The sequence below is a fragment of the Arthrobacter sp. KKT183 genome (genome assembly GCF_055657625.1).
On record NZ_CM145770.1, the window covers coordinates 1,181,719 to 1,202,307 of the forward strand.

The following is a 20,589-nucleotide window of genomic DNA, read 5'->3' on the forward strand; positions in this document are numbered from 1 at the left end:
GCAACGATCAAGAAATATCCATACCTTGGCAGAGCAGGTGCAAAGGTACAAGAGGACGGTTGTTCCGCCTCGCTCAAGGCAGTGCGGGATACTGGGGAGATGGAGTTCCCGCTGCCCCAACCCGATCCTGCACAGTCCGCGCGTCGCGTCATCATTCTTGGATCCACCGGTTCAGTCGGTACCCAGGCCCTGGATGTCATCGCACAGTCTCCGCACCTGTTCACGGTCGCGGGTCTCTCCGCCGGAGGATCCAACCTGGCGCTGCTCGCTGAACAAGCGGTGAACGCCGAGTCTCCGGCGGTGGCCGCGGCGGCCAGCTCTGAGGAGGAACTCAACGCCGCTATCTCTGACGCCGCCCGGAAGGCAGGCAAAGCGGGGTACCGGCCGGAACTGCTCACTGGTCCCGACGCATCCGCCGGCCTTGCCGCCCGGCCGGACGCCGACGTCGTTCTCAATGCCATCACCGGTTCGATCGGCCTTGCACCTACCCTTGCCGCACTGAAGCAGGGCCATCTCCTGGCGCTCGCCAACAAGGAATCGCTCATCACCGGCGGTCAACTGGTCCGTGACGCGGCCCGTCCGGGGCAGATCGTTCCCGTCGATTCTGAGCACTCCGCCATTGCCCAGGCACTCCGCTCCGGAACCGCCGAGGAGGTTCAGCGCCTGGTGCTCACAGCTTCCGGCGGCCCGTTCCGCGGTCGGTCCCGCGCCGAAATGGCGTCGGTCACCCCTGCGGAAGCACTCGCCCACCCCACCTGGGACATGGGGCTGATGGTCACTACCAACTCCGCCACCATGGTGAACAAGGCCCTCGAGGTGATTGAGGCGCACCTGCTGTTTGACGTGCCGCTCGACCGGATCGACGTCGTTGTGCACCCGCAATCCGTGGTGCACTCGATGGTGGAGTTCATTGACGGCTCCACCATCGCCCAGGCCTCGCCGCCCGACATGCGCCTGCCCATCGCCCTCGGTATCGGCTGGCCAAACCGCGTACGCGGCGCAGCATCGGCGTGCGACTGGACCACGGCCACCTCCTGGACGTTTGAACCGCTGGATGAGGACGCATTCCCCGCCGTTGCGCTCGCAAAGGACGCAGCGGCGCGCGGGGGGACCTTCATGGCGGTCTACAACGCAGCAAACGAGGAGGCAGTAACGGCATTCCACGCCGGCCGGATCCGCTTTACGGATATCGTGGACACCGTGCGCGCCGTGGTCGAAGACCATACCAGCGAAGCGCACCTCACCCTGCAGTCGGTGCTCGACGCCGAAACCTGGGCACGGCGCCGGGCTCGGATTCGTTGTGGTTTCCAGGACTGAGACTTACCAGCGAGAAGGAACTGACGAGTGACCATTGTGCTGTTCATAGCCGGCGTGCTCTTTGTGGCCGTCGGTATCGCGGCCTCCATCGCGCTGCATGAGGTGGGACACCTGGTGCCCGCGAAACTCTTCCGGGTGCGGGTCACGCAGTACATGATCGGGTTCGGTCCCACCGTGTTCTCCCGTCGCAGGGGCGAAACCGAGTACGGCATCAAGGCCCTCCCGCTGGGCGGCTACGTGTCCATGGTCGGTATGTTCCCTCCGGCGAACAAGGCCGACGGCGGCGCAACAGTCCGCCAGTCCAGCACCGGTATGTTCCAGCAGCTTGCAGCGGATGCCCGCCAGGCGGCAGCCGAACAGCTCCAGCCCGGTGACGAGTTCAGGGTGTTCTACAAGCTGCCCATCTGGAAGCGGATTGTGATCATGCTCGGTGGGCCGCTGATGAACCTGCTGATCGGCATCATCATGTTCGCCGTCCTCATCATGGGCTTCGGATCCGCGCAGGCAACCACCAGGGTCTCGGAGGTGTATCAGTGTGTGGTTGCGGCCGATCAGCAGCAGGAAACCGGTCAGACAGACTGCGGCCCCGCGGATCCGGCCGCTCCCGCTTTCGAAGCCGGGCTCCAGCCGGGGGACCGCATCGTAGCTTTCGACGGACGCGAGGTGACGAGTTGGAGCGAACTCTCGTCCTGGATCCGGGATGCAGCCGGCCAGGAAGTGCCGATCACCTACGTTCGGGACGGCGAGACGATCAACGAAACCATTGAGCCGCTGCTCACCGAGCGCCCCGTCCCCGACGTCGATGGCAGGGCAATGCTCAATGACGACGGCACCCCGGTCATGCAGGAAGTCGGTTTCATCGGGGTCGGGTCCCAGCAGGAACTGGTGCCGCAGCCGGCTTCGGAAGTGATGCCGGCGGTGGGCGAGAGCCTGGTCCGCGTGACCGGCGTCGTGCTCAATCTGCCTCAACGTGTCGCGCAGGTGGCCGAAGCCGCGTTCTCCGACGCACCGCGTGATCCGAATGGCCCCATCAGCGTGGTGGGTGTCGGCCGGATCGCCGGGGAGGTCTCCGCTATGGAGGAAATCCCCTTGGAAGCCCGTGCAGCGACGTTGGTCGGCCTGGTGGGAGGCGTGAACCTGGCGCTGTTCGTGTTCAACCTGATTCCGCTCCTGCCGCTCGACGGCGGCCATGTAGCCGGCGCGTTGTGGGAGGGACTGCGGCGCGGCGTGGCTAAACTCTTCAAACGCCCGGACCCGGGGCCATTTGATATGGCGAAGCTGCTGCCCGTGACCTACGCCGTCGCGATTCTGCTGATGGGAATGGGTGCGCTTCTCATTTACGCCGACATCGTGAAGCCGGTGGATCTTTTCGGCTAGGTTGAATTCATAAATTCACCTTAAATAGGTTGAATTTCTAAGATCAACCTTCTAAGGTTCCAGTATGTACGTTCTGACGATCGATCAGCGGAACAGCACCAACGAGCCCGACCGCGTTCCCGCCCTGCTCAACTATCTGGAGGGGGTCCCCGCAGCCGTTCCGTTCGAGCGGTCAGTGGGGGATGAGATCCAGGGAGTCCTGGCGGCCGGGGAAGACGTTGTTGAAGCTGCATTGCGCTGCCTGCGTTCCGGCGGATGGTATGTCGGCATCGGCATCGGCACAGTGGAGCTTCCGCTGCCGCCGACCCCGCGCGAGGGAAGGGGGAGCGCCTTCGTGGCTGCAAGAGCCGCCGTCGAGCGGGCAAAGAAAACAGGTGACCGTGCGCCGCTCGCCGTGGAGGGTGCAGACGGCGCCGCTGACGCGGAAGGGGTGCTCTCGCTCATTGGACGGTTCGTCATGCACCGGACAGATGCGGAGTGGCGCATTCTGGACCTGCTCGAACCGCAACAGAGAGGGAGCCAATCGGCGGTGGCCAGGACGCTGGATATCAGCCCGCAGGCGGTCAGTAAGGCGGTCTTCCGATCAGCCTGGATCGAAGAGTGGGCTGCCCGTCCCGCCGCCGCAGTATTGTTGCAGCTGGCAAGTGCAGATGCTGGGCATACCGCAGATGGGGTAAGGGAATAGTGGAATTTTTTTGGGGCGTTATGGCGCTCGTCGTTGCAGGCGGCCTGGGCTCTCCCATCACGCTCGCCGTCCTGCGCCTGGCGCGTGCTGTTGATGACCAGAAGCGGCCCCCTGCCCCCGTCACCAACAGTGAGACGCCCGCTGTCGAGGTAACGGGTGAAACGGAAGCGGCGCTCGAGGAGACCGCTCCGGACACACCGGGTGTGCTCCGCGGCGGGCTGGTGATCGGCATCCTGGAGCGCACGGGTGTGGCGCTCGCAATTCTATTGAACGAACCGGTTGCCATTGCCTACGTCGTTGCCATCAAGGGACTGGGGCGTTACGCGGAGCTGAAGGAAACGCCCGCGGCCGCCGAACGGTTCATCATCGGGACGCTGACGTCGTTGTTGTGGGCCTGCGCTGTCGCGGGACTCACAGCTGCCTACCTGCTCTGATCACGTAGGGTGGAGCCATGAGTGTTTTCGCAGTCGAGTACGTGTATGGCGCTGAATCCGCAGCCAGTCGGGATGAGTACCGTCCCGCACACCGGGAGTGGCTGAACCAGCTGGTCAGCCAGGGAAACGTCCTTGCATCCGGCCCTTTCGTGGACAATGCGGGAGCGCTGCTGCTTTTCGTCGCGGACGGTGAAGCGCAGCTCAATGAGCTGCTGAAGCAGGATCCTTTTGCCGCTGCAGGCGTCATCTCCGCGGTCAAGACAACGCAGTGGAATCCAGTGATTGGCGTTCTCGCCGAACATGCGGATCGCTGACTGATCGGTAGCGATCAGAAACGTATCCATCCACATCCAGCCAAGAATCTAGCCCTGGAGGACATTTTGACCTCGGTCAACCTCGGAATGCCTGCCGCTCCGCCGCCAACACTGGCACCGCGGCGCAAGACCCGCCAGATCAAGGTGGGTTCCGTAGGGGTGGGCTCGGACTCGCCTATCAGCGTGCAGTCAATGACCACCACGCCCACCACGGACATCAACGCCACCCTGCAGCAGATCGCCGAGCTGACGGCTTCAGGCTGCGACATCGTCCGGGTGGCCTGCCCCTCCGCAGATGACGCCGAAGCGCTGCCCATCATCGCCAGGAAGTCGCAGATACCGGTTATCGCGGACATCCACTTCCAGCCGAAGTACGTGTTTGCAGCCATCGATGCGGGCTGTGCTGCTGTCCGGGTCAACCCCGGCAATATCCGGAAGTTCGATGACCAGGTCAAGGAAATCGCCGCCGCCGCGAAGGCTGCAGGGACGTCCATCCGAATCGGCGTCAATGCCGGCTCCCTCGACCCGCGCCTGCTTCAGAAGTACGGCAAGGCAACTCCTGAGGCGCTCGTTGAATCGGCCGTCTGGGAAGCCTCCCTGTTCGAGGAACACGATTTCCACGACTTCAAGATTTCCGTCAAGCACAATGACCCAGTGGTGATGGTGCGCGCCTATGAGCTGCTCGCTGAGCGGGGCGACTGGCCCTTGCACCTGGGTGTGACTGAAGCCGGCCCGGCCTTCCAGGGCACCATCAAGTCGGCCACTGCGTTCGGGGCACTACTCGCCAAGGGAATCGGGGACACCATCCGGGTCTCGCTCTCAGCGCCTCCCGTGGAAGAAATCAAAGTCGGGAACCAGATTCTGCAGTCGCTGAACCTGCGCCCGCGCAAGCTGGATATAGTCTCCTGTCCGTCCTGCGGCCGCGCCCAGGTGGACGTGTATACCCTCGCCGAGCAGGTGACCGCCGGGCTCGAGGGCATGGAGGTCCCGTTGCGGGTCGCGGTCATGGGTTGCGTGGTGAACGGTCCCGGCGAAGCACGTGAAGCTGACCTCGGCGTTGCCTCCGGAAACGGGAAGGGGCAGATTTTCGTCAAGGGAGAGGTCATTAAGACTGTTCCTGAGGACCAGATTGTTGAGACACTCATTGAAGAAGCAATGAGGATTGCAGAAGAGATGGGCGAAACCGATGGCGAAACTGCTGGCTCGGGTAGCCCCGTGGTTTCCGTCCGGTAAGCACACCCCGGGCGGAGTTGCATTCCGTACCCTGGGCGGGAAAGACACCTGTGATCTCTGGCAGCTGGTGAACACAGACAGCACGGCCAATGTCTTCATGGCTGCGCATCTGGAGGCAGCAGGAACGGCGGCACCTTCGTCGTCGGGCGGTGAAGTGATCGGCGCGTTCCACGATTCACGCATGGTCTCCGCATGCTGGACCGGGGTCAACCTTGTTCCTGTGGGGATGGCGGGTAGCGATGCCGCCGCCCTGGGAACCCTCCTCGGCGAGAGCGGCCGCCGCTTTTCCTCCATTTTTGGTCCCGCGGCTTCCGTGATGGGCATTTGGTCCACGTTGAGTTCCTTCAGCGCGGAGCCGTTCGACGTCCGGTCCGAGCAACCGCTGTTGGAGATCCGGGAGCCGTCGCCGGTGCCGCCCACCTCCACCCTCCGGCATACCAAACCGTCTGAGTTGGAAAAGATCCTGCCCGCATGCGCTGCCATGTTTGAGGAGGAAGTGGGCTACTCCCCGTATGTCGGCGGCGAGGAGCACTACCGGCGGCGAGTGGCCAACCTGATTCGAAGGCGGCACTCGCTGGTGGATTTCGACGACGCCGGCCAGGTGATCTTCAAGGCGGAACTGGGAACGGTTTCGGCCACTACTGCCCAGGTCCAGGGTGTCTGGATCAATCCCGCTTACCGCGGGCAGGGGCTGGGTGCAGGCTATATGTCGGCGGTGGTGAACGAGGCGCTCAAGCTTGCACCCGTTGTCAGTCTCTACGTCAATTCATTCAACACACGTGCCCTGGCGCTGTACCGGACCGTCGGGTTTACCCGGACGGGTGAGTTTGCGACGGTGCTCTTCTGAACCGTTTCGCCGCCGCTCCTTCCCGCCGTCCTGAAAGGTCAACCATGAGGCGTGTGGTTCGTCTTGCCGGCGGATTAACGCTGGTTCTCGCGTTGACGGCCTGCACCGCGGATCCGCCGCGCGGACAGACGCCGGAACAGCCATCCCAAACCGCGGCGCAAACAGCCGCTCCGGCTTCAGGGACACCGGCCCCGGCCACATCCAGTCCAACGGCAACCCCTTCTTCCGCACCGGGCAGCGGGTCCCGACTGAGCGCCGAACAGCTCGAGGCGGTGCTGGCGGCAGTCAGCGAGGCGGAGTCCCTTAATGCGCAGATCATCGCTGACGTGGAGCTGCGTGCCCTTGAGGAGGAGGGAGCCCGCGGGGCAGAGGACATCGTGGTCACTCCCGAGGAGTGCAACGTGTACGCGGAATCCAGTACGGAGGGCCTTTCCGCTGAAGCCAGCCGCGCAGCGATGACCTTCGCGGGGGAGTCCTCGCTGCAGCCGGACACCGTGAGTCTCTCCGGCCTCGCCTCGGAGGAAGCAGCCCGCACGCAGCTACGCGCCGGCAGGGACCAGTTGGACGCCTGCTCAGAGTTCACCATGGAGGTGTCCAACCAGGAGATCAGAACCACCGTCTCCGAGGTTGACGTTGATACTGCCGCGGATGAGGACCTTGCCCTGCGCACCACCGCGCGGGTTCCCGGAACCATCCAGGAATCCATTACGGTGCGTGCCGTTGTGGGCAGCACCGTCGTTGACGTTTTGGTGGGCGGCTCTCCCGATCCGGCAGCCGATGCGGCGCGCGCTGAACGCCTCACGGATCTCGTGGCGGCTGAGCTCCGCGCGCGCTGAGACTGCCTGTCACCGGCAACCCGCCGGACCGGTTAGATTGGTAGGTGTTGTTGCTGCCGCCCTGATCCTAGAACCGCGGCAGAAAAGTGCCAAAGAAACGGATTCCAAGCGTGGTCCTTCGACTCTCCACTCTTTTCCTGCGCACGCTGCGCGAAGATCCCGCCGAAGCTGAGGTGGCAAGTCATCGCCTGCTCCTGCGCGCAGGCTACATCCGCCGCGCCGCTCCCGGAATCTACAGTTGGCTTCCGCTGGGCCTGAAGGTGCTCGCCAGGGTGGAGTCCATCATTCGCGAGGAGATGGACGCGATTGGTGCGCAGGAGGTTCACTTCCCTGCGCTCCTGCCGAAGGAGCCTTACGAGGCAACCAACCGCTGGACCGAGTACGGCGAAGGGATCTTCCGCCTGAAGGACCGCAAGGACGCGGACTACCTTTTGGCGCCTACGCATGAGGAAATGTTCACCCTGCTGGTGAAGGACCTGTACAACTCCTACAAGGACCTCCCGCTCAGCCTCTACCAGATCCAGACGAAATACCGTGATGAGGCCCGGCCGCGGGCAGGGCTCCTGCGCGGCCGTGAATTCATCATGAAAGACTCCTACTCGTTCGACATCGACGACGCCGGTCTGGAACGCAGCTATGAGCTGCACCGGGAAGCGTACCTGCGCATTTTCTCCCGGCTGGGACTCGATGTCATCCCGGTCGCCGCGACAGCCGGCGCCATGGGAGGCTCCCGGAGTGAGGAGTTCCTGCACCCTTCCGCAATCGGCGAGGACACTTTTGTAGTGTCCGACGGCGGTTACGCGGCGAACGTCGAGGCCGTCACCACAGTGGCGCCCTCCGAGCTGGATTACGCGGACGCGCAGCCGGCGGAAGTTCGGGATACCCCGGACACTCCGACGATCGAAACGCTGGTTGATCACGCCAACGCCGCGCTGCCTCGGCAGGATCGTCCCTGGTCGGCCGCAGACACGCTGAAGAACGTGGTGCTGGCCGTGGTCCTGCCTACCGGTGGGCGCCAGCTGGTGGTGATTGGTGTTCCCGGTGACCGCAGCGTGGACCTCAAGCGGATCGAAGCCAACATCGGTCTCCACCTGTCCGTCAGCGGAGAGGTAACTGTGGAGGCTGCAACTGATGAGGACCTCAAGAAGCACCCGGGCCTCGTCAAGGGCTACATAGGGCCCGGCCTGAGCCTTGACGCGGCAGTACTTGGGTCGAAGGGCTCCACCGGCCTGACGTTCCTGGTTGACCCGCGCATCGTGTCCGGGACCACCTGGGTGACCGGCGCCAACGTCCGCGGGAAGCACGTCTTCGGGCTCGTTGCCGGCCGGGACTTCACCTGGGACGGGGTGATCGAATCCGTCGAAGTGCGTGTTGGTGATGAAGCTCCTGACGGCTCCGGTCCGCTCCGTACCCAGCGCGGCATCGAAATGGGCCACATCTTCCAGCTCGGGCGAAAGTATGCCGAGGCACTGCACCTCAAGGTTCTGGACCAGAACGGCAAGCTGACCACGGTCACCATGGGTTCCTACGGCGTCGGAGTCACACGAGCGGTGGCCGCACTGGTGGAATCCAACCGTGACGACAAGGGCATCATCTGGCCGCGGAACGTGGCACCGGCTGACGTTCATCTAGTAGCAACAGGCAAGGGTGACGAGGTATTTGCCGCGGCAGAGCAGCTTGCCGGGGAGCTTGAGGCCAGGGGACTGAGTGTCATGTTCGATGACCGCCCGAAGGTCTCGCCCGGGGTGAAGTTCGGCGATGCCGAGCTGATCGGTATTCCGACCATCGTCGTCGTCGGACGCGGGCTGGCCGAAGGCCACATCGAGGTCAAGGACCGCCGTTCGGGCACAAGCGAGAACGTCGCTGTTGCCGACGTCGTCGATCATCTGCATGCGCTGATCAGCGCCTGAGGCGCGTCGATGATGTCCGGGCTGGAGGAGATCCAGCTCTCTACGATCGTGCTTGTCGTGGTAGCCGGCTTTGCCGCGGGGTGGGTCGACGCCGTCGTTGGCGGGGGCGGCCTGCTCCAGCTTCCCGCGCTGCTGATGGTTCCCGGCATCACGCCGGTGCAGGCGCTGGCCACGAACAAGATGGGCTCCATCTTCGGGACCACAACAAGTGCCATCACCTACTTTCGTCGTGCGAGACCGGATCTCCGGACGGCGGTACCGATGGCGCTGGTTGCGCTCGTGGGCAGTTTCGGCGGCGCGATGCTGGCGGCGTTCCTTCCGGCTTCCGTGTTCAAGCCGATCATCATCGTCGCCCTCGTCGCCGTCGCGATCTTCACCGCGTTCCGGCCTACCGTCGGTACCCTGACCAAACTCCGGTATACGGGCCACCGGCACTACGGGACGGCCGGGGCGATCGGTCTGGTCATCGGTTTCTACGACGGCCTGATTGGGCCCGGCACGGGTTCATTCCTGATCATCGCGATGGTCACGCTGCTCGGGTACAGCTTCCTCGGTGCCAGCGCCAAGGCGAAGATTGTGAACATGGCAACCAATTTCGGCGCCCTGGTTTTCTTCCTGCCCAACGGATCTCTGCTGTGGGGGCTCGGACTGATCCTTGGCGGCGCCAACATGGTGGGCGGCTACCTGGGATCCCGGATGGCCATCACACGCGGCAGCACCTTCATCCGGGTGGTGTTCCTGGCCGTGGTCGGTGCGCTTATCGTGAAGCTCGGTTACGACGTCTGGGTGGAGAATATCCGCTGACGCCGTTCAGGGCGCCGTCAGCCGGGCCGCCGGCGGCAGGTTCTCCAGCGGTTTGCGCAGCAGGTTGCTCGCCACCCAGAGTGAGCGGTCCGCGTCGTCCGATCTGCCTTCCCTCAGGTAGTCCAGCGCGTTATCAACCTCCCGGACCACCGACCAGTCGCGGGCCAGCATCGGATCCAGATCCGCAGCGAGTGCCAGATCCGTGCAGCGATCACGCAGATGGCTGGCAGGGTCAACCGCAGAGAGCTCACTGATCCGGTTCCAGAGCATCGGCGCCACCGCGAACTCCGCATCGCCCAGGAGCGGTTTCGGATCGATCGCCAGAAACTGCCGGGGATCTCCAAGGACCGGCAGGATGTTCAGGTAGTGCAGGTCGGAGTGAACCAGCACATCGTGATTCCGGCGTCGGCCAACTGCGCCGTGCAGCTGGCACACCTCGAGTGCGTACTCCAGCAGCCAACGGTCAAAGGGGCGCCCGAGGGCCTCCCATTCAAGCGGCAGCGTATCTGTCCACTGTTCTGCCTGGTCGGCAACAGAGGGAAGGGAGAACCAGCGGGGATCGGAACCGGCCGCACCAGCCGGAGGAATCGAGAGCCGGCGCATGATCGATCCCCAGATGTCGGTGGTCTCGGCCAGCGGCAAATCAGCCAGGGATGAGTCCCCGTCCAGCCGCTCAAGCAGCAGGACGAAATCTTCCGGCGCACTGTCCAGGAGTCCGACGGCGCCGCGTCCCTCCCACAGTGCTAGCGCGTCCGGCTCCGGAACTGCCTCCGCATGCGGGACGGTGATCTTGAGGACGGCTGGCCGGCCGCCGGCGCGGACAACCGGAAGCACGACGGCGCAGTGACCGCTCCATGGCTCAGCTCCCGGTTCCAGCTCAAGAACCAAATCCCATGTCTCGAGGTAGCGGTTTGCGATGTCAGCCCAGGCTTCCACCCACGCCCTGCCACCCGGCAGGTTCAGCACCTTGCGCATAAGGGTGCGTGGGAGCTCGATATTGCGTGCGTCCACCCGCTAAGACTAGCTGCCCGGCCCGGACAGCTGCGGGTACTGGCCCGGGTTGATACCGGGAAATGCCTCGGGTTCTCCGCCGGCGGGCACGCTGTCCGCAGATTCGACGGAATACTGCGCGGTACCGACCAGCTGCCGTAATGCCCAGTCACGCACCGGTCCGGGGCCGCTCACGCCCACCAGGTCCGCGTAGGTACCGACCAGCGATTCCTCCAAATCCCGCAAGGCAGGCTCGGGATCAACCAGGAACACTTTGTTCAGCGCATAGGCCGCTGCCGGTAGGGGCTCCGCGACGCAGTGCCGGGTCAAAACGGCCGAACCCACGGCCGCCGCGGCTTCGTGCTGCGCCATCCGTTGCAGAAGCTGTGCGGAATCACCGGAACGGGCCGCAACCACTTCATAGGCGTAGGCTGCGCGCTGTTCGGCGAGTACGGCTGTCCGGACACCGGCCAGACCACTGACGGCCGTGAGCGCTGTCTCCGGGGGGCAGGTGGGGGCGTCGTCGTCGTACTGTATCTCCGGAACAGGAATCGCAGGCGGCTCCTCGCCCAGGCTCGCTGCAAGCGTGCGGCTTCGGAGCCACTGGGCTGTCGCAGCCGATGCCAGCACCCGTGCCGGCCCGGCGTCAACCACCGCTGCTGCTTCAAAGGCACCGGTGTAGGAGTTCCTGAGGCCGCTCAGAAGGTCTGCCGGCGTTGGAGTATCCGGCGATGCGGACGGCGATGCAGGTGCGGATGGTGGTGCCGCCGGGAAAGCGGAAGGGGTGGGCTCGGGGGAGCTGGCTCCAGGGCGCAGGGCGATCGCGTGCAACCGGAGCATCCCGGCCAGCGCCGCGTAATCAGGTCCGGCCGGAGGAGCGGCATCTTCGAGAAAGGCGGCGGCTTCCGCGAGGGTCTGCGCCGCTTGCGTTCCCTCGCTGAGGGCCAGTTCGGAGGCACTCGGCTCAGGCTCCGGGGACCCTCTGCCGATGACGAGCCCGATCGAAGCCACGAGAAGGAGGATCAACAGCAGTATCACCGTGCGGACAACACGCCACACTGCTGCCTTGAAGCCGCTGCCGGTGGAGGCGGAACGGGCCTTCGAGTGCGTCACAACCGATCATCATGCCATGCGGACGACCGTTCCGTGTGCCATTCACCGACCTGTCATAAAGTCGTTAGGGTAGTAGCTACAAGATCATCGAGCGGGAGGCGGCAATGGCGGGTAAATCCGGCAAGCAGAACACTGCTGCAAGGCAAGACACTTCCATACCCCGCCGGAATCCGGCCCCTGCGCACCTCGATGCGGCGGCTGAGGCCGAACGGCTGCGGGAGTTCCTGCGCCCCACAGTGGAACGGCACAAGCTTCTCCTCGAAGACGTTGAAGTCCGCATCGTCGGCAGCCACCGTACCCTCCATGTGGTGGTGGATCTGCCGGATGACGGCGTCGACGGCGTGAGTCTTGACACTGTCTCCGAGGTGTCCCAGAGCGTCTCCAATGCTCTCGATAATGATCCGGGGGATGATGGACGCCCCTACAATCTGGAGGTTTCCTCACCCGGAGTTTCCAGGCCGTTGACCCAGCCACGTCACTGGCGAAGGAATATCGGCAGGTTGGTTGATGTGAGACTTGTCGATGGCGAGGTGCTGGAAGGCCGCTTGATTGATGCTGATGAGACGTCGGTGTCGCTAAAGCCGCTGATGACGGTCAAGAAGGGCACCAAACCGAAGTTCGGGGAAGATCGGGCAATTCCCTACGACAAAATCCGCAAGGGGACCGTCCAGGTTGAATTCGCCCACGCTGATGCCGAGGAATCCGGCGGCAACAATGACTGATTACCACCGCTGGTTGCTGAGGAGGCCCCAATGGACATAGATATGAGCGCTCTGCGGCTACTGGAACGGGAACGCGAGATCCCCCTTGAACTGCTGATCCCCACGATCGAGCAGGCACTCCTTGTTGCCTACCACAAGACCACAGGTGCGCAGGAGATTGCCCGGGCGGAGCTGGACCGGCGGACGGGCCACGTCACCATCTGGGCTACCGAGGTCGACGACGACGGCGTGGCCGTGGGGGAGTTCGACGACACACCGACCGGTTTCGGACGGATCGCGGCGAGCACAGCTCGTCAGATCATCCTGCAGCGGCTGCGCGATGCGGAGGATGACAACATCCTCGGCGAATTCCGCGGTAAGGAAGGCGAGCTCGTGGCCGGCCTTATCCAGCAGGGCAACAACCCCCACATGATCCAGGTGAACCTGGGCTCAGTTGAGGCATTGCTTCCGCCGCCCGAGCAGGTACCCGGTGAAAAATACCTGCACGGTACCCGTTTGCGCGCTTTCGTCATTGACGTCCACCGCGGGATGAAGGGTCCGTCCATCACGCTCTCGCGGTCGCACCCCGGTCTCGTCCGGAAGCTGTTCGAGCTCGAGGTACCGGAGATCGCCGACAAGAGCGTGGAAATCGTCGCGTTGGCAAGGGAAGCCGGCCACCGCACCAAGATCGCTGTGAAGGCACATGTTCCCGGAGTGAACGCCAAGGGCGCCTGTATCGGAGAGATGGGATCACGCGTCCGCGCCGTGATGAACGAGCTCAACGACGAAAAGATCGACATTGTTGACTACAGCGACGATCCAGCCACCTTCATTGCCAGCTCACTCTCGCCGTCGCGGGTTTCATCGGTGACCATCACTGATGAAAAAACCCGCAGCGCCCGGGTGGTTGTGCCGGACTACCAGCTGTCACTCGCCATCGGCAAGGAAGGCCAGAACGCGCGGCTCGCCGCGAAGCTGACCGGATGGCGGATCGACATCGCCTCGGACGCCGCCGGCGCGTGAAGCACCGGGGCTCGCCTCAATAAACCCGCCGATGCGTCATATCGAGATGCTTGGCGCTAGAATGGATAGGGCTTATGTCGTTACGTCATCAACCGGTACGAACCTGTATCGGTTGCCGAAGTCGTGATGACCAAGCCAATCTGGTTCGATGGTCAGCGGTCAGCCGCAGCGGCGTCACTGTCGCCGAGGTGGATCACCGCCGTCAGCTAGCGGGCAGGGGTGCCTGGTTGCATCCCCGACCGTCCTGTGTGGAGCTTGCGCTCAAACGCAAAGCGTTCAACCGCGCCTTTCGTGGTGTCGTTGATTCGCAGAGTGTTGAGCAGTGGCTGCACACACTCCGGGGCACCTCCTGATGGAGGTTCCCCGCACGTACACCGTCCTCCCTGAAAGCGGGTCAGAAAACTGATGGAAACCCGATGAGTACCCAGCGATGAGTGCCCAACGATGAACAATCTGTTGAGCTCTGCAATCAGCGCGTCAGCTGCCCCGGCGGCTGGGGTCTGCAGTAGGAATTAGACGGTTCGCTCCTGACTCGGTGCGGACCGAGACAGGAGAAATGTGGCCAAGGTCCGCGTACACGAGCTCGCCAAAGAGCTCGGAATTACTTCGAAGGATGCAGTAGCAAAGCTGCAGGAACTGGGCGAATTCGTCCGGTCGGCATCCTCAACCATTGAAGCGCCCGTCGTGAAGAAACTTCGCGGCGCTTTCCCGGACGCCCCGGCGGCAGCCAAGGCACCGGCGTCGGCACCGGCACGTGGGTCGCAGCCCACCCCCAAGGCGGCAACGCCAGGTCCTGCTCCGGCAGCCCCGGCACCTGCCCCGGAAAAGCCGGCAGCGCCGGCCCCCGCTGCTCCGCAGGAGCAGGCTCCGGCAGCGCCCGCATTCAAGGCGCCGGAGACTCCCGCAGCAGAGACGAAGACCCCTCAAGGCGCGGGCACGGATGCTGCTCCCAGCAGCGACTCCGGCACCGACAGCAAGCCGGGGCCAAAGCCCGCAGCCGCACGGCCAACCTCTGCCCGTCCGGGAGCAGCCCGCCCAGGCAACGACCGCTCCGGTGGGCCGCGCCCCGGCAACAACCCCTTCGCGACATCGCAGGGTATGCCGCGGTCCGGCCGCGGAGAAGGCGACCGCGCCGGTGGTCCGCGTCCGGGCAACAACCCGTTCGCGCCATCCCAGGGCATGCCCCGTCCGGGAGGGCGCCGCGACGATGAGCGCAGCCCCCGTCCTGCCGCGGGTGCAGGCGGCCCACGTCCTGCCGCTGGTGCAGGTGGTCCGCGACCCGGAGCGCCGCGTCCGGGTGCGCCTCGCCCCGGCGCTCCGCGCCCCGGTGGTGCCGGTGGAGCCCGACCGACTCCGGGCATGATGCCCAACCGTACCGAGCGTCCGGCTGCGCCCGGTCGTGGTGGAGCTGCCGGTGCAGGCGCTGGACCTCGGCGCGGCCCCGGGGGAGCCCCCGGTGCCGGTGGTGGAGCGCCCGCCGGTGGCGGTTTCGGCAAGGGCGGCCGCGGTCGCGGCGGCACTGCCGGTGCTTTCGGCAAGGGTGGAGCCGGCCGCGGCAAGCAGCGCAAGTCGAAGCGGGCAAAGCGGCAAGAGCTTGAGCAGATGTCAGCTCCATCGTTGGGCGGCGTCAGCGTTCCCCGCGGCGACGGCAACACTGTTGTCCGGCTGCGTCGCGGATCGTCGATCACCGACTTCGCCGAGAAGATTGATGCGAACGCCGCAGCACTGGTTACCGTTCTGTTCCACCTCGGTGAGATGGCCACAGCAACCCAGTCCCTGGACGAAGCGACCTTCGAGGTACTGGGCGGCGAGCTCGGCTACAAGATCCAGGTTGTGTCGCCGGAAGACGAGGAGCGCGAGCTGCTCGACAACTTCGACATCAACCTGGATGCTGAACTTGCGGCCGAGGGTGACGAGCAGCTTGAAGCACGTCCCCCCGTAGTGACCGTTATGGGCCACGTCGACCACGGTAAAACCCGTCTGCTGGATGCGATCCGCAAGTCGAACGTCGTGGCCGGCGAACACGGCGGCATCACCCAGCACATCGGTGCGTACCAGATCGACCATGAGCACGAGGGCGACAACCGTCCCATCACCTTCATTGACACCCCGGGTCACGAGGCGTTCACCGCCATGCGTGCCCGTGGCGCGAAGGTTACCGACATCGCTGTGCTTGTTGTGGCAGCGGATGACGGCGTCATGCCGCAGACCGTCGAGGCGTTGAACCACGCCCAGGCGGCCGGCGTGCCGGTTGTCGTGGCGGTGAACAAGATCGACAAGGAGGGCGCCAACCCGGACAAGGTCAAGGGCCAGCTCACCGAGTACGGACTGGTCCCCGAAGAGTATGGCGGCGACACCATGTTCGTGCACGTCTCGGCGCTGCGCGGCGAGGGAATCGACGAACTGCTCGAAGCGGTTCTGCTGACCGCCGATGCCGCACTTGACATGCGCGCAAACCCGAACAAGGACGCCCGCGGTATCGCGATCGAGGCAAACCTCGACAAGGGCCGCGGTGCGGTTGCTACCGTGCTGGTCCAGTCCGGAACGCTGGTTGTCGGAGACACCATTGTCGCGGGCATCGCGCACGGCCGTGTCCGCGCAATGTTCAACGAGAACGGCGACAACGTCACCGAGGCGGGCCCGTCCCGTCCGGTCCAGGTACTGGGTCTGTCCACGGTTCCCCGTGCCGGCGATACGTTCCTCGTCACCCCGGACGAGCGCACGGGCCGCCAGATCGCCGAGAAGCGCGAGGCAGCAGATCGCAACGCGGCCCTGGCCAAGCGCCGCAAGCGCGTCAGCCTGGAAGACTTCGACCAGGCCGTGGCCGAGGGCAAGGTTGACACTCTCAACCTCATCCTCAAGGGCGATGTCTCCGGTGCCGTGGAGGCGCTCGAGGACTCGCTGCTCAAGATCGACGTCGGCGAGGGAGTCGCACTGCGCGTCATCCACCGCGGTGTCGGTGCGATCACGCAGAACGACGTCAACCTGGCAACGGTGGACAACGCGATCATCATCGGGTTCAACGTCAAGCCGGCCGAACGTGTGGCTGACCTCGCTGAGCGCGAAGGCGTGGACCTGCGCTTCTACTCGGTCATCTATGGAGCCATCGATGACATTGAGCTTGCACTCAAGGGCATGCTCAAGCCGGAGTATGAGGAAGCGCAGCTCGGTACCGCGGAAATCCGGGAGGTCTTCCGGTCTTCGAAGTTCGGCAACATCGCGGGCTCGATTGTCCGTTCCGGTGTTATCCGCAGGAACACGAAGGCACGTCTGATCCGTGACGGAGTGGTGGTTGGCGACAACCTCAGTGTTGACACGCTTCGCCGCTTCAAGGACGACGCCACCGAGGTCCGCACGGACTTCGAGTGTGGTATCGGGCTCGGATCGTTCAATGACATCAGGGAAGGCGACACCATCGAGACCTACGAGATGCGTGAGAAGCCTCGGGTCTAGGCCCGTATCGGGTGGGTCCGCTGCTCGCAGCGGGCCCATCCAGCCCATACCGGCGATCGACGCATGAGCGCTCGATCGCCGTTTCAGCTCCCCTGGGGGAGGAAGTAAGGAGAAGTCATGGCAGACGCCGCACGCGCTGCACGGCTGGCACAGCGCATCAAGGTCATCGTTGCGGAGGCCCTTCGCCGCCGGGTGAAGGACCCTCGGCTGGAAGCGGTCACCGTTACTGACGCCCGTGTTACCAACGATCTGCAGCATGCCACCATCTACTACACAGTGTTCGGTGAGTCCGAAGAGCAGGCAGCAGTGCATAAGGCACTCGATTCGGCCAAGGGCGTGCTCCGTTCTGAGGTGGGTCGGAACATCACCGCACGACTGACTCCCACGTTGGAGTTCGTGCCGGACGAGATCCCGGTCAACGCAAGCCATCTGGAGGAACTGCTCCGGACCGCCAAGGAACGGGACGCCGAGGTGGCCGAACTCGCGAGGAAGGCCGCCTTCGCCGGCGACGCCGATCCTTACCGCAAGCCAAGCGAGGACGACGAGCAGGAAGACTCCCTCTAGTCTCCACCCGCCGCGGGATTCAGCGTTTGGGAAGCCTGCTCACTCCGGTGAGCAGGCTTTCCCTGTCTGTGCACAGCGCAATCCGGATCCAACCCTCGCCCTGTGAGCCGAAGGCCGTTCCGGGCGCGACGGCGACCCCCTGCTCCGCGAGGAACGTGCGGACCCAGCTGCGTACATCTCCGCCGGTGGCGTGGGACATATCAGCCCATAGGTAAAAGGCCCCCTGCGCTTCGAGGTACTTGATGTTGAGCGAAGACAGCTCTGCCGCCGCTGCATCCCTGTTTGAACGGTAGTGGTGCGCCGCTGTTTCCACGTAGTCGGTGGGACCCGTGAGCGCAGCAATTGCCGCGTACTGCTGGGCCGCACCGACACAGGACACAATCGACTCCATCACTGCGTTGAATTCGGCACCGAGCCCCTCCGGCAGTACAAGCGCACCGATGCGCAGACCTGTCAGCCCGAACGTCTTTGAGAGGGTGAGCGAAGTCAGCACCCGCGTGGCATCAAATCGTGCAGGGCTCGCGTGGGGAACGCCGTAGGTGAAGGCCTCATAGCATTCATCCGACAGAATCCAGAGGTCGTGACGTTGCGCGAAGCGCACCAGATCTCGCGTGAGTTCCTCGCTGAAGACGGCTCCCAGCGGGTTGGACGGCGAGTTCAGCACGAGGAGGCGGGTACGCGAACTTACAAGCTCCTCGAGGTCGCTGATGTGAGGTTGGAATCCGTTCTCAGGACGAAGCGGGTAGCTGACGGGACGGGCATGAACCAATTGCGCGGTCATGGCAAAGGTCGGGTATCCCGGATTGGGAATCAACACCTCGTCGCCGGCGTCAAGCAGCATGCTCATGGCAAGGTGCAGTCCCTGCTGCGCGCCTGCAGTCACGTAGACCCGGTGTTGTGTCACGTCCATGCGGTTTCGGCGGCCGAACCACTCCGCGAAGCTCCGCCGCAAAGGAGCGATACCTTCGTTCGGGGTGTAGTTGGTGTCATCGCGATCCAACGCCGCCATCCCCGCGTCCAGGATGTGGCGTGGAACCGGAAACGCCGGTTCGCCGATGCTGAGGACAATTGCGTTCGGCGTAGCCCAGGCAGCCTGGGTGATCTCCCTGATCTGATTTGAGGGGAGTTGCTCGATGTGCTTTGCAATGGACGGCATAGGGGCATCGTAGCGGTGAGGGTTGGCTCGCCACTGACACCTATACTGGGAGGCGTGAATTCGGGGCAGGTCCACTCAGGACTAGTGATAGTGGACAAGCCGCAGGGCTGGACCAGCCATGACGTTGTGGGCAGGATGCGGCGGCTTGCCGGCACCCGCAAAGTGGGACACGCAGGTACCCTCGATCCGATGGCCACCGGAGTGCTCGTGGTTGGGATCAACCGGGCTACCCGCCTTCTGACCTATGTTGTCGGCACCTCAAAGACCTACACCGCAACCATCCGTCTGGGTCAGTCGACTGTCACTGATGACGCCGAGGGAGAAGTGACAGCTGAAACTTCCGCCGGGGCGGTTCCGGCCTCAGCGATTCGCGCCGCAGTCGAGGAGCTGACCGGTTCCATCAGCCAGGTTCCCAGCAGCGTGAGCGCCATCAAGGTCAACGGCGAACGCGCCTATAGCCGGGTACGGTCGGGCGAGGAGGTTGTCTTACCGTCGCGTCCAGTCATCGTGCACAGCTTCGACATTGCCGATATCCGGCGCGAGAACGACGGAGCAGTCCAGGACCTCGATGTGACGGTCAGCTGCAGTTCCGGAACCTACATCCGTGCCCTGGCGAGGGACCTGGGCGCAGCCCTTGGCGTGGGAGGCCACCTGACAGTGCTTCGCCGCATGGAGGTGGGCCCTTATACGTTGGCCCAGGCATCCACGCTGGAGGAACTCGCCCAGGACTTCCGGCTTCTCGGCATTGACGAAGCTGCCCGTGCGCTGTTTCCTGTGCGCGAGTTGAGTTCCACCGAGGCGCTGGACCTTTCCCACGGACGGCGTATCAGCGCGAGCGCCGGTGGTGACTGTGGCGGTTCGCCCAGGAATGATGCCGGCGACCAGCGGCCCGTTGCTGCCTTTGCCCCTGATGGTGCGCTGATCGCGCTCCTCGAGAATCGGGGGAGTGAGGCGAAGCCGGCGCTGGTCTTCGCGCCGGGACAGGCCGGCAGCTGATGGTCGTCGACGGATTTTTCATCGCCGGTACTGTGGTGTGCCTGATCTCAACCTTGATCTGCGTTGGTGCTGCCGTGATCAGGCAACCTCCCAACGATGTGACCATCCTTACTGTGGCGGCTGTGGAACTGTTCCTTCTCGTCTACGCGGTGGCCGGGATTGTTCGGCAGGTAGGCGGGGAGACTGTCACCGGTGAGCTGTGGGAGTTCTGGGGTTACCTGCTCACCGCGCTGCTGGTTCCAGTGGGCGCGTTCTGGTGGGCAATCCTTGAACGTTCACGCTGGAGCAATCTGGTCCTCGGCGCAGTGGGCCTCACCATCTTCGTGATGTTGTACCGGATGGAACAGATATGGGACGGGGCGGTGCCGGCGTGAACCTGCACAGTAAGCCGGCCGGATCTGCGGGGACGTTGAGCCGCGGGCCCGGTAGGCTGCTCATCGCCGTGTACGGCGTTTTCGCCCTGGCGGCCACAGCGCGCGCGGCCTTCCAGATCGCTACCAAATTCTCCGAGGCTCCGCTCGCCTACACGTTGACGGCGTTTGCGGCCCTCGTCTATGTCTTTGCGACCGTATCCCTGAGCCGCTCGGGACGGCGCTGGTACCGGCTGTCCGTCGCTGCCGTGGGAATCGAGCTGGTGGGGGTGCTCACCATCGGCACACTCAGCGTCGTCGACCCTGTCCTCTTTCCAGCGGACACCGTGTGGTCGGTATACGGCAGGGGTTACGGATTTGTTCCCTTGATCCTGCCTGTGCTGGGCCTTTGGTGGCTGTATCGCCACCGCCGCACGGTAGCTACCTGAGGCCTGCCGGGCACAGGGTCGTCCGGGGTGAGAAGAT

General features: G+C 64.2%; 21 protein-coding genes. 18 read left to right on the forward strand and 3 right to left on the reverse strand.

All coding sequences use genetic code 11. The annotated features are described in order from the left end of the window. Window positions 1-99: 99 nt before the first annotated feature. The 10 genes from dxr (at window position 100) to ACZ2GY_RS05665 (ending at window position 9,757) form a co-directional block, all read left to right on the forward strand. Complete coding sequence (gene dxr / locus ACZ2GY_RS05620; protein WP_471673240.1) at window positions 100-1,317, forward strand: 1-deoxy-D-xylulose-5-phosphate reductoisomerase; 1,218 nt, start codon at window positions 100-102, stop codon at window positions 1,315-1,317. Window positions 1,318-1,344: 27 nt separating this feature from the next. Next, the gene (locus tag ACZ2GY_RS05625) at window positions 1,345-2,694 is read left to right on the forward strand and encodes a M50 family metallopeptidase (RefSeq protein WP_471673241.1); all 1,350 of its coding nucleotides are present in this window, start codon (window positions 1,345-1,347) and stop codon (window positions 2,692-2,694) included. Window positions 2,695-2,758: 64 nt separating this feature from the next. Next, window positions 2,759-3,379, forward strand: coding sequence for a MarR family transcriptional regulator (locus ACZ2GY_RS05630; RefSeq protein ID WP_277359202.1), 621 nt, complete (start codon window positions 2,759-2,761; stop codon window positions 3,377-3,379). Continuing rightward, the gene (locus ACZ2GY_RS05635) at window positions 3,379-3,813 is read left to right on the forward strand and encodes a hypothetical protein (protein WP_318533036.1); all 435 of its coding nucleotides are present in this window, start codon (window positions 3,379-3,381) and stop codon (window positions 3,811-3,813) included. The genes ACZ2GY_RS05630 and ACZ2GY_RS05635 overlap by 1 nt, the downstream gene beginning before the upstream one ends. 17 nt (window positions 3,814-3,830) lie before the next feature. Beyond that, a complete protein-coding gene (locus ACZ2GY_RS05640) occupies window positions 3,831-4,127 on the forward strand; it encodes a YciI family protein (RefSeq protein ID WP_277359203.1) in 297 nt (98 codons plus the stop codon). A gap of 66 nt (window positions 4,128-4,193) precedes the next feature. Continuing rightward, a complete protein-coding gene (gene ispG / locus ACZ2GY_RS05645; RefSeq protein WP_056548510.1) occupies window positions 4,194-5,360 on the forward strand; it encodes a flavodoxin-dependent (E)-4-hydroxy-3-methylbut-2-enyl-diphosphate synthase in 1,167 nt (388 codons plus the stop codon). Then, entirely contained in the window at window positions 5,314-6,207 is an 894-nt protein-coding gene (locus ACZ2GY_RS05650) for a GNAT family N-acetyltransferase (protein ID WP_346028869.1), read from the forward strand. The genes ispG and ACZ2GY_RS05650 overlap by 47 nt, the downstream gene beginning before the upstream one ends. Window positions 6,208-6,251: 44 nt before the next feature. Continuing rightward, on the forward strand, window positions 6,252-7,043 hold the full coding sequence (locus ACZ2GY_RS05655) for a hypothetical protein (RefSeq protein ID WP_471673242.1): 792 nt from the start codon (window positions 6,252-6,254) through the stop codon (window positions 7,041-7,043). Between the two features lie 110 nt (window positions 7,044-7,153). Further along, complete coding sequence (locus ACZ2GY_RS05660; RefSeq protein WP_471673243.1) at window positions 7,154-8,953, forward strand: proline--tRNA ligase; 1,800 nt, start codon at window positions 7,154-7,156, stop codon at window positions 8,951-8,953. A 9-nt stretch (window positions 8,954-8,962) separates the two neighbouring features. Continuing rightward, the gene (locus ACZ2GY_RS05665; protein ID WP_277359207.1) at window positions 8,963-9,757 is read left to right on the forward strand and encodes a sulfite exporter TauE/SafE family protein; all 795 of its coding nucleotides are present in this window, start codon (window positions 8,963-8,965) and stop codon (window positions 9,755-9,757) included. Window positions 9,758-9,763: 6 nt separating this feature from the next. Here ACZ2GY_RS05665 and ACZ2GY_RS05670 read toward each other — a convergent pair whose 3' ends face one another. Further along, window positions 9,764-10,768: an aminoglycoside phosphotransferase family protein gene (locus ACZ2GY_RS05670; RefSeq protein WP_471673244.1), complete on the reverse strand. Its 1,005-nt coding sequence runs from the start codon at window positions 10,766-10,768 to the stop codon at window positions 9,764-9,766. A 9-nt stretch (window positions 10,769-10,777) separates the two neighbouring features. Next, on the reverse strand, window positions 10,778-11,860 hold the full coding sequence (locus tag ACZ2GY_RS05675) for a DUF4439 domain-containing protein (RefSeq protein WP_471673245.1): 1,083 nt from the start codon (window positions 11,858-11,860) through the stop codon (window positions 10,778-10,780). Window positions 11,861-11,964: 104 nt separating this feature from the next. Here ACZ2GY_RS05675 and rimP point away from each other — a divergent pair, with 104 nt between their 5' ends. The 5 genes from rimP (at window position 11,965) to rbfA (ending at window position 17,601) form a co-directional block, all read left to right on the forward strand. After that, window positions 11,965-12,582 carry a ribosome maturation factor RimP gene (gene rimP / locus ACZ2GY_RS05680; RefSeq protein ID WP_277359210.1) on the forward strand — a complete coding sequence of 206 codons (618 nt, stop codon included), beginning with the start codon at window positions 11,965-11,967 and terminating at the stop codon, window positions 12,580-12,582. Window positions 12,583-12,612: 30 nt separating this feature from the next. Then, window positions 12,613-13,584, forward strand: a complete 972-nt coding sequence (gene nusA, locus ACZ2GY_RS05685; protein ID WP_277359211.1) for a transcription termination factor NusA — start codon at window positions 12,613-12,615, stop codon at window positions 13,582-13,584. Window positions 13,585-13,658: 74 nt separating this feature from the next. Beyond that, window positions 13,659-13,937, forward strand: a complete 279-nt coding sequence (locus ACZ2GY_RS05690) for a YlxR family protein (protein WP_277359212.1) — start codon at window positions 13,659-13,661, stop codon at window positions 13,935-13,937. A 205-nt stretch (window positions 13,938-14,142) separates the two neighbouring features. Further along, window positions 14,143-17,037 (forward strand): translation initiation factor IF-2, encoded by a 2,895-nt coding sequence (gene infB, locus ACZ2GY_RS05695; protein ID WP_471673246.1) that lies wholly within the window; start codon window positions 14,143-14,145, stop codon window positions 17,035-17,037. 117 nt (window positions 17,038-17,154) lie between these two features. Continuing rightward, the gene (rbfA, locus tag ACZ2GY_RS05700) at window positions 17,155-17,601 is read left to right on the forward strand and encodes a 30S ribosome-binding factor RbfA (RefSeq protein WP_471673247.1); all 447 of its coding nucleotides are present in this window, start codon (window positions 17,155-17,157) and stop codon (window positions 17,599-17,601) included. 19 nt (window positions 17,602-17,620) lie between these two features. Here the strand turns inward: rbfA and ACZ2GY_RS05705 are convergent, their stop codons facing one another. Continuing rightward, window positions 17,621-18,757 (reverse strand): pyridoxal phosphate-dependent aminotransferase, encoded by a 1,137-nt coding sequence (locus ACZ2GY_RS05705; RefSeq protein ID WP_471673248.1) that lies wholly within the window; start codon window positions 18,755-18,757, stop codon window positions 17,621-17,623. Between the two features lie 135 nt (window positions 18,758-18,892). Between ACZ2GY_RS05705 and truB the strand changes: the two genes are divergently transcribed. From truB to ACZ2GY_RS05720, 3 genes are read left to right on the forward strand one after another with little or no spacing between them, the layout of a single operon-like run. Next, window positions 18,893-19,753, forward strand: a complete 861-nt coding sequence (gene truB, locus ACZ2GY_RS05710; protein ID WP_471673556.1) for a tRNA pseudouridine(55) synthase TruB — start codon at window positions 18,893-18,895, stop codon at window positions 19,751-19,753. Continuing rightward, window positions 19,753-20,127 (forward strand): hypothetical protein, encoded by a 375-nt coding sequence (locus tag ACZ2GY_RS05715; protein ID WP_277359865.1) that lies wholly within the window; start codon window positions 19,753-19,755, stop codon window positions 20,125-20,127. Before truB ends, ACZ2GY_RS05715 begins: the two co-directional genes overlap by 1 nt. Continuing rightward, a complete protein-coding gene (locus tag ACZ2GY_RS05720; RefSeq protein WP_277359866.1) occupies window positions 20,124-20,552 on the forward strand; it encodes a hypothetical protein in 429 nt (142 codons plus the stop codon). Before ACZ2GY_RS05715 ends, ACZ2GY_RS05720 begins: the two co-directional genes overlap by 4 nt. Window positions 20,553-20,589 lie beyond the last annotated feature (37 nt).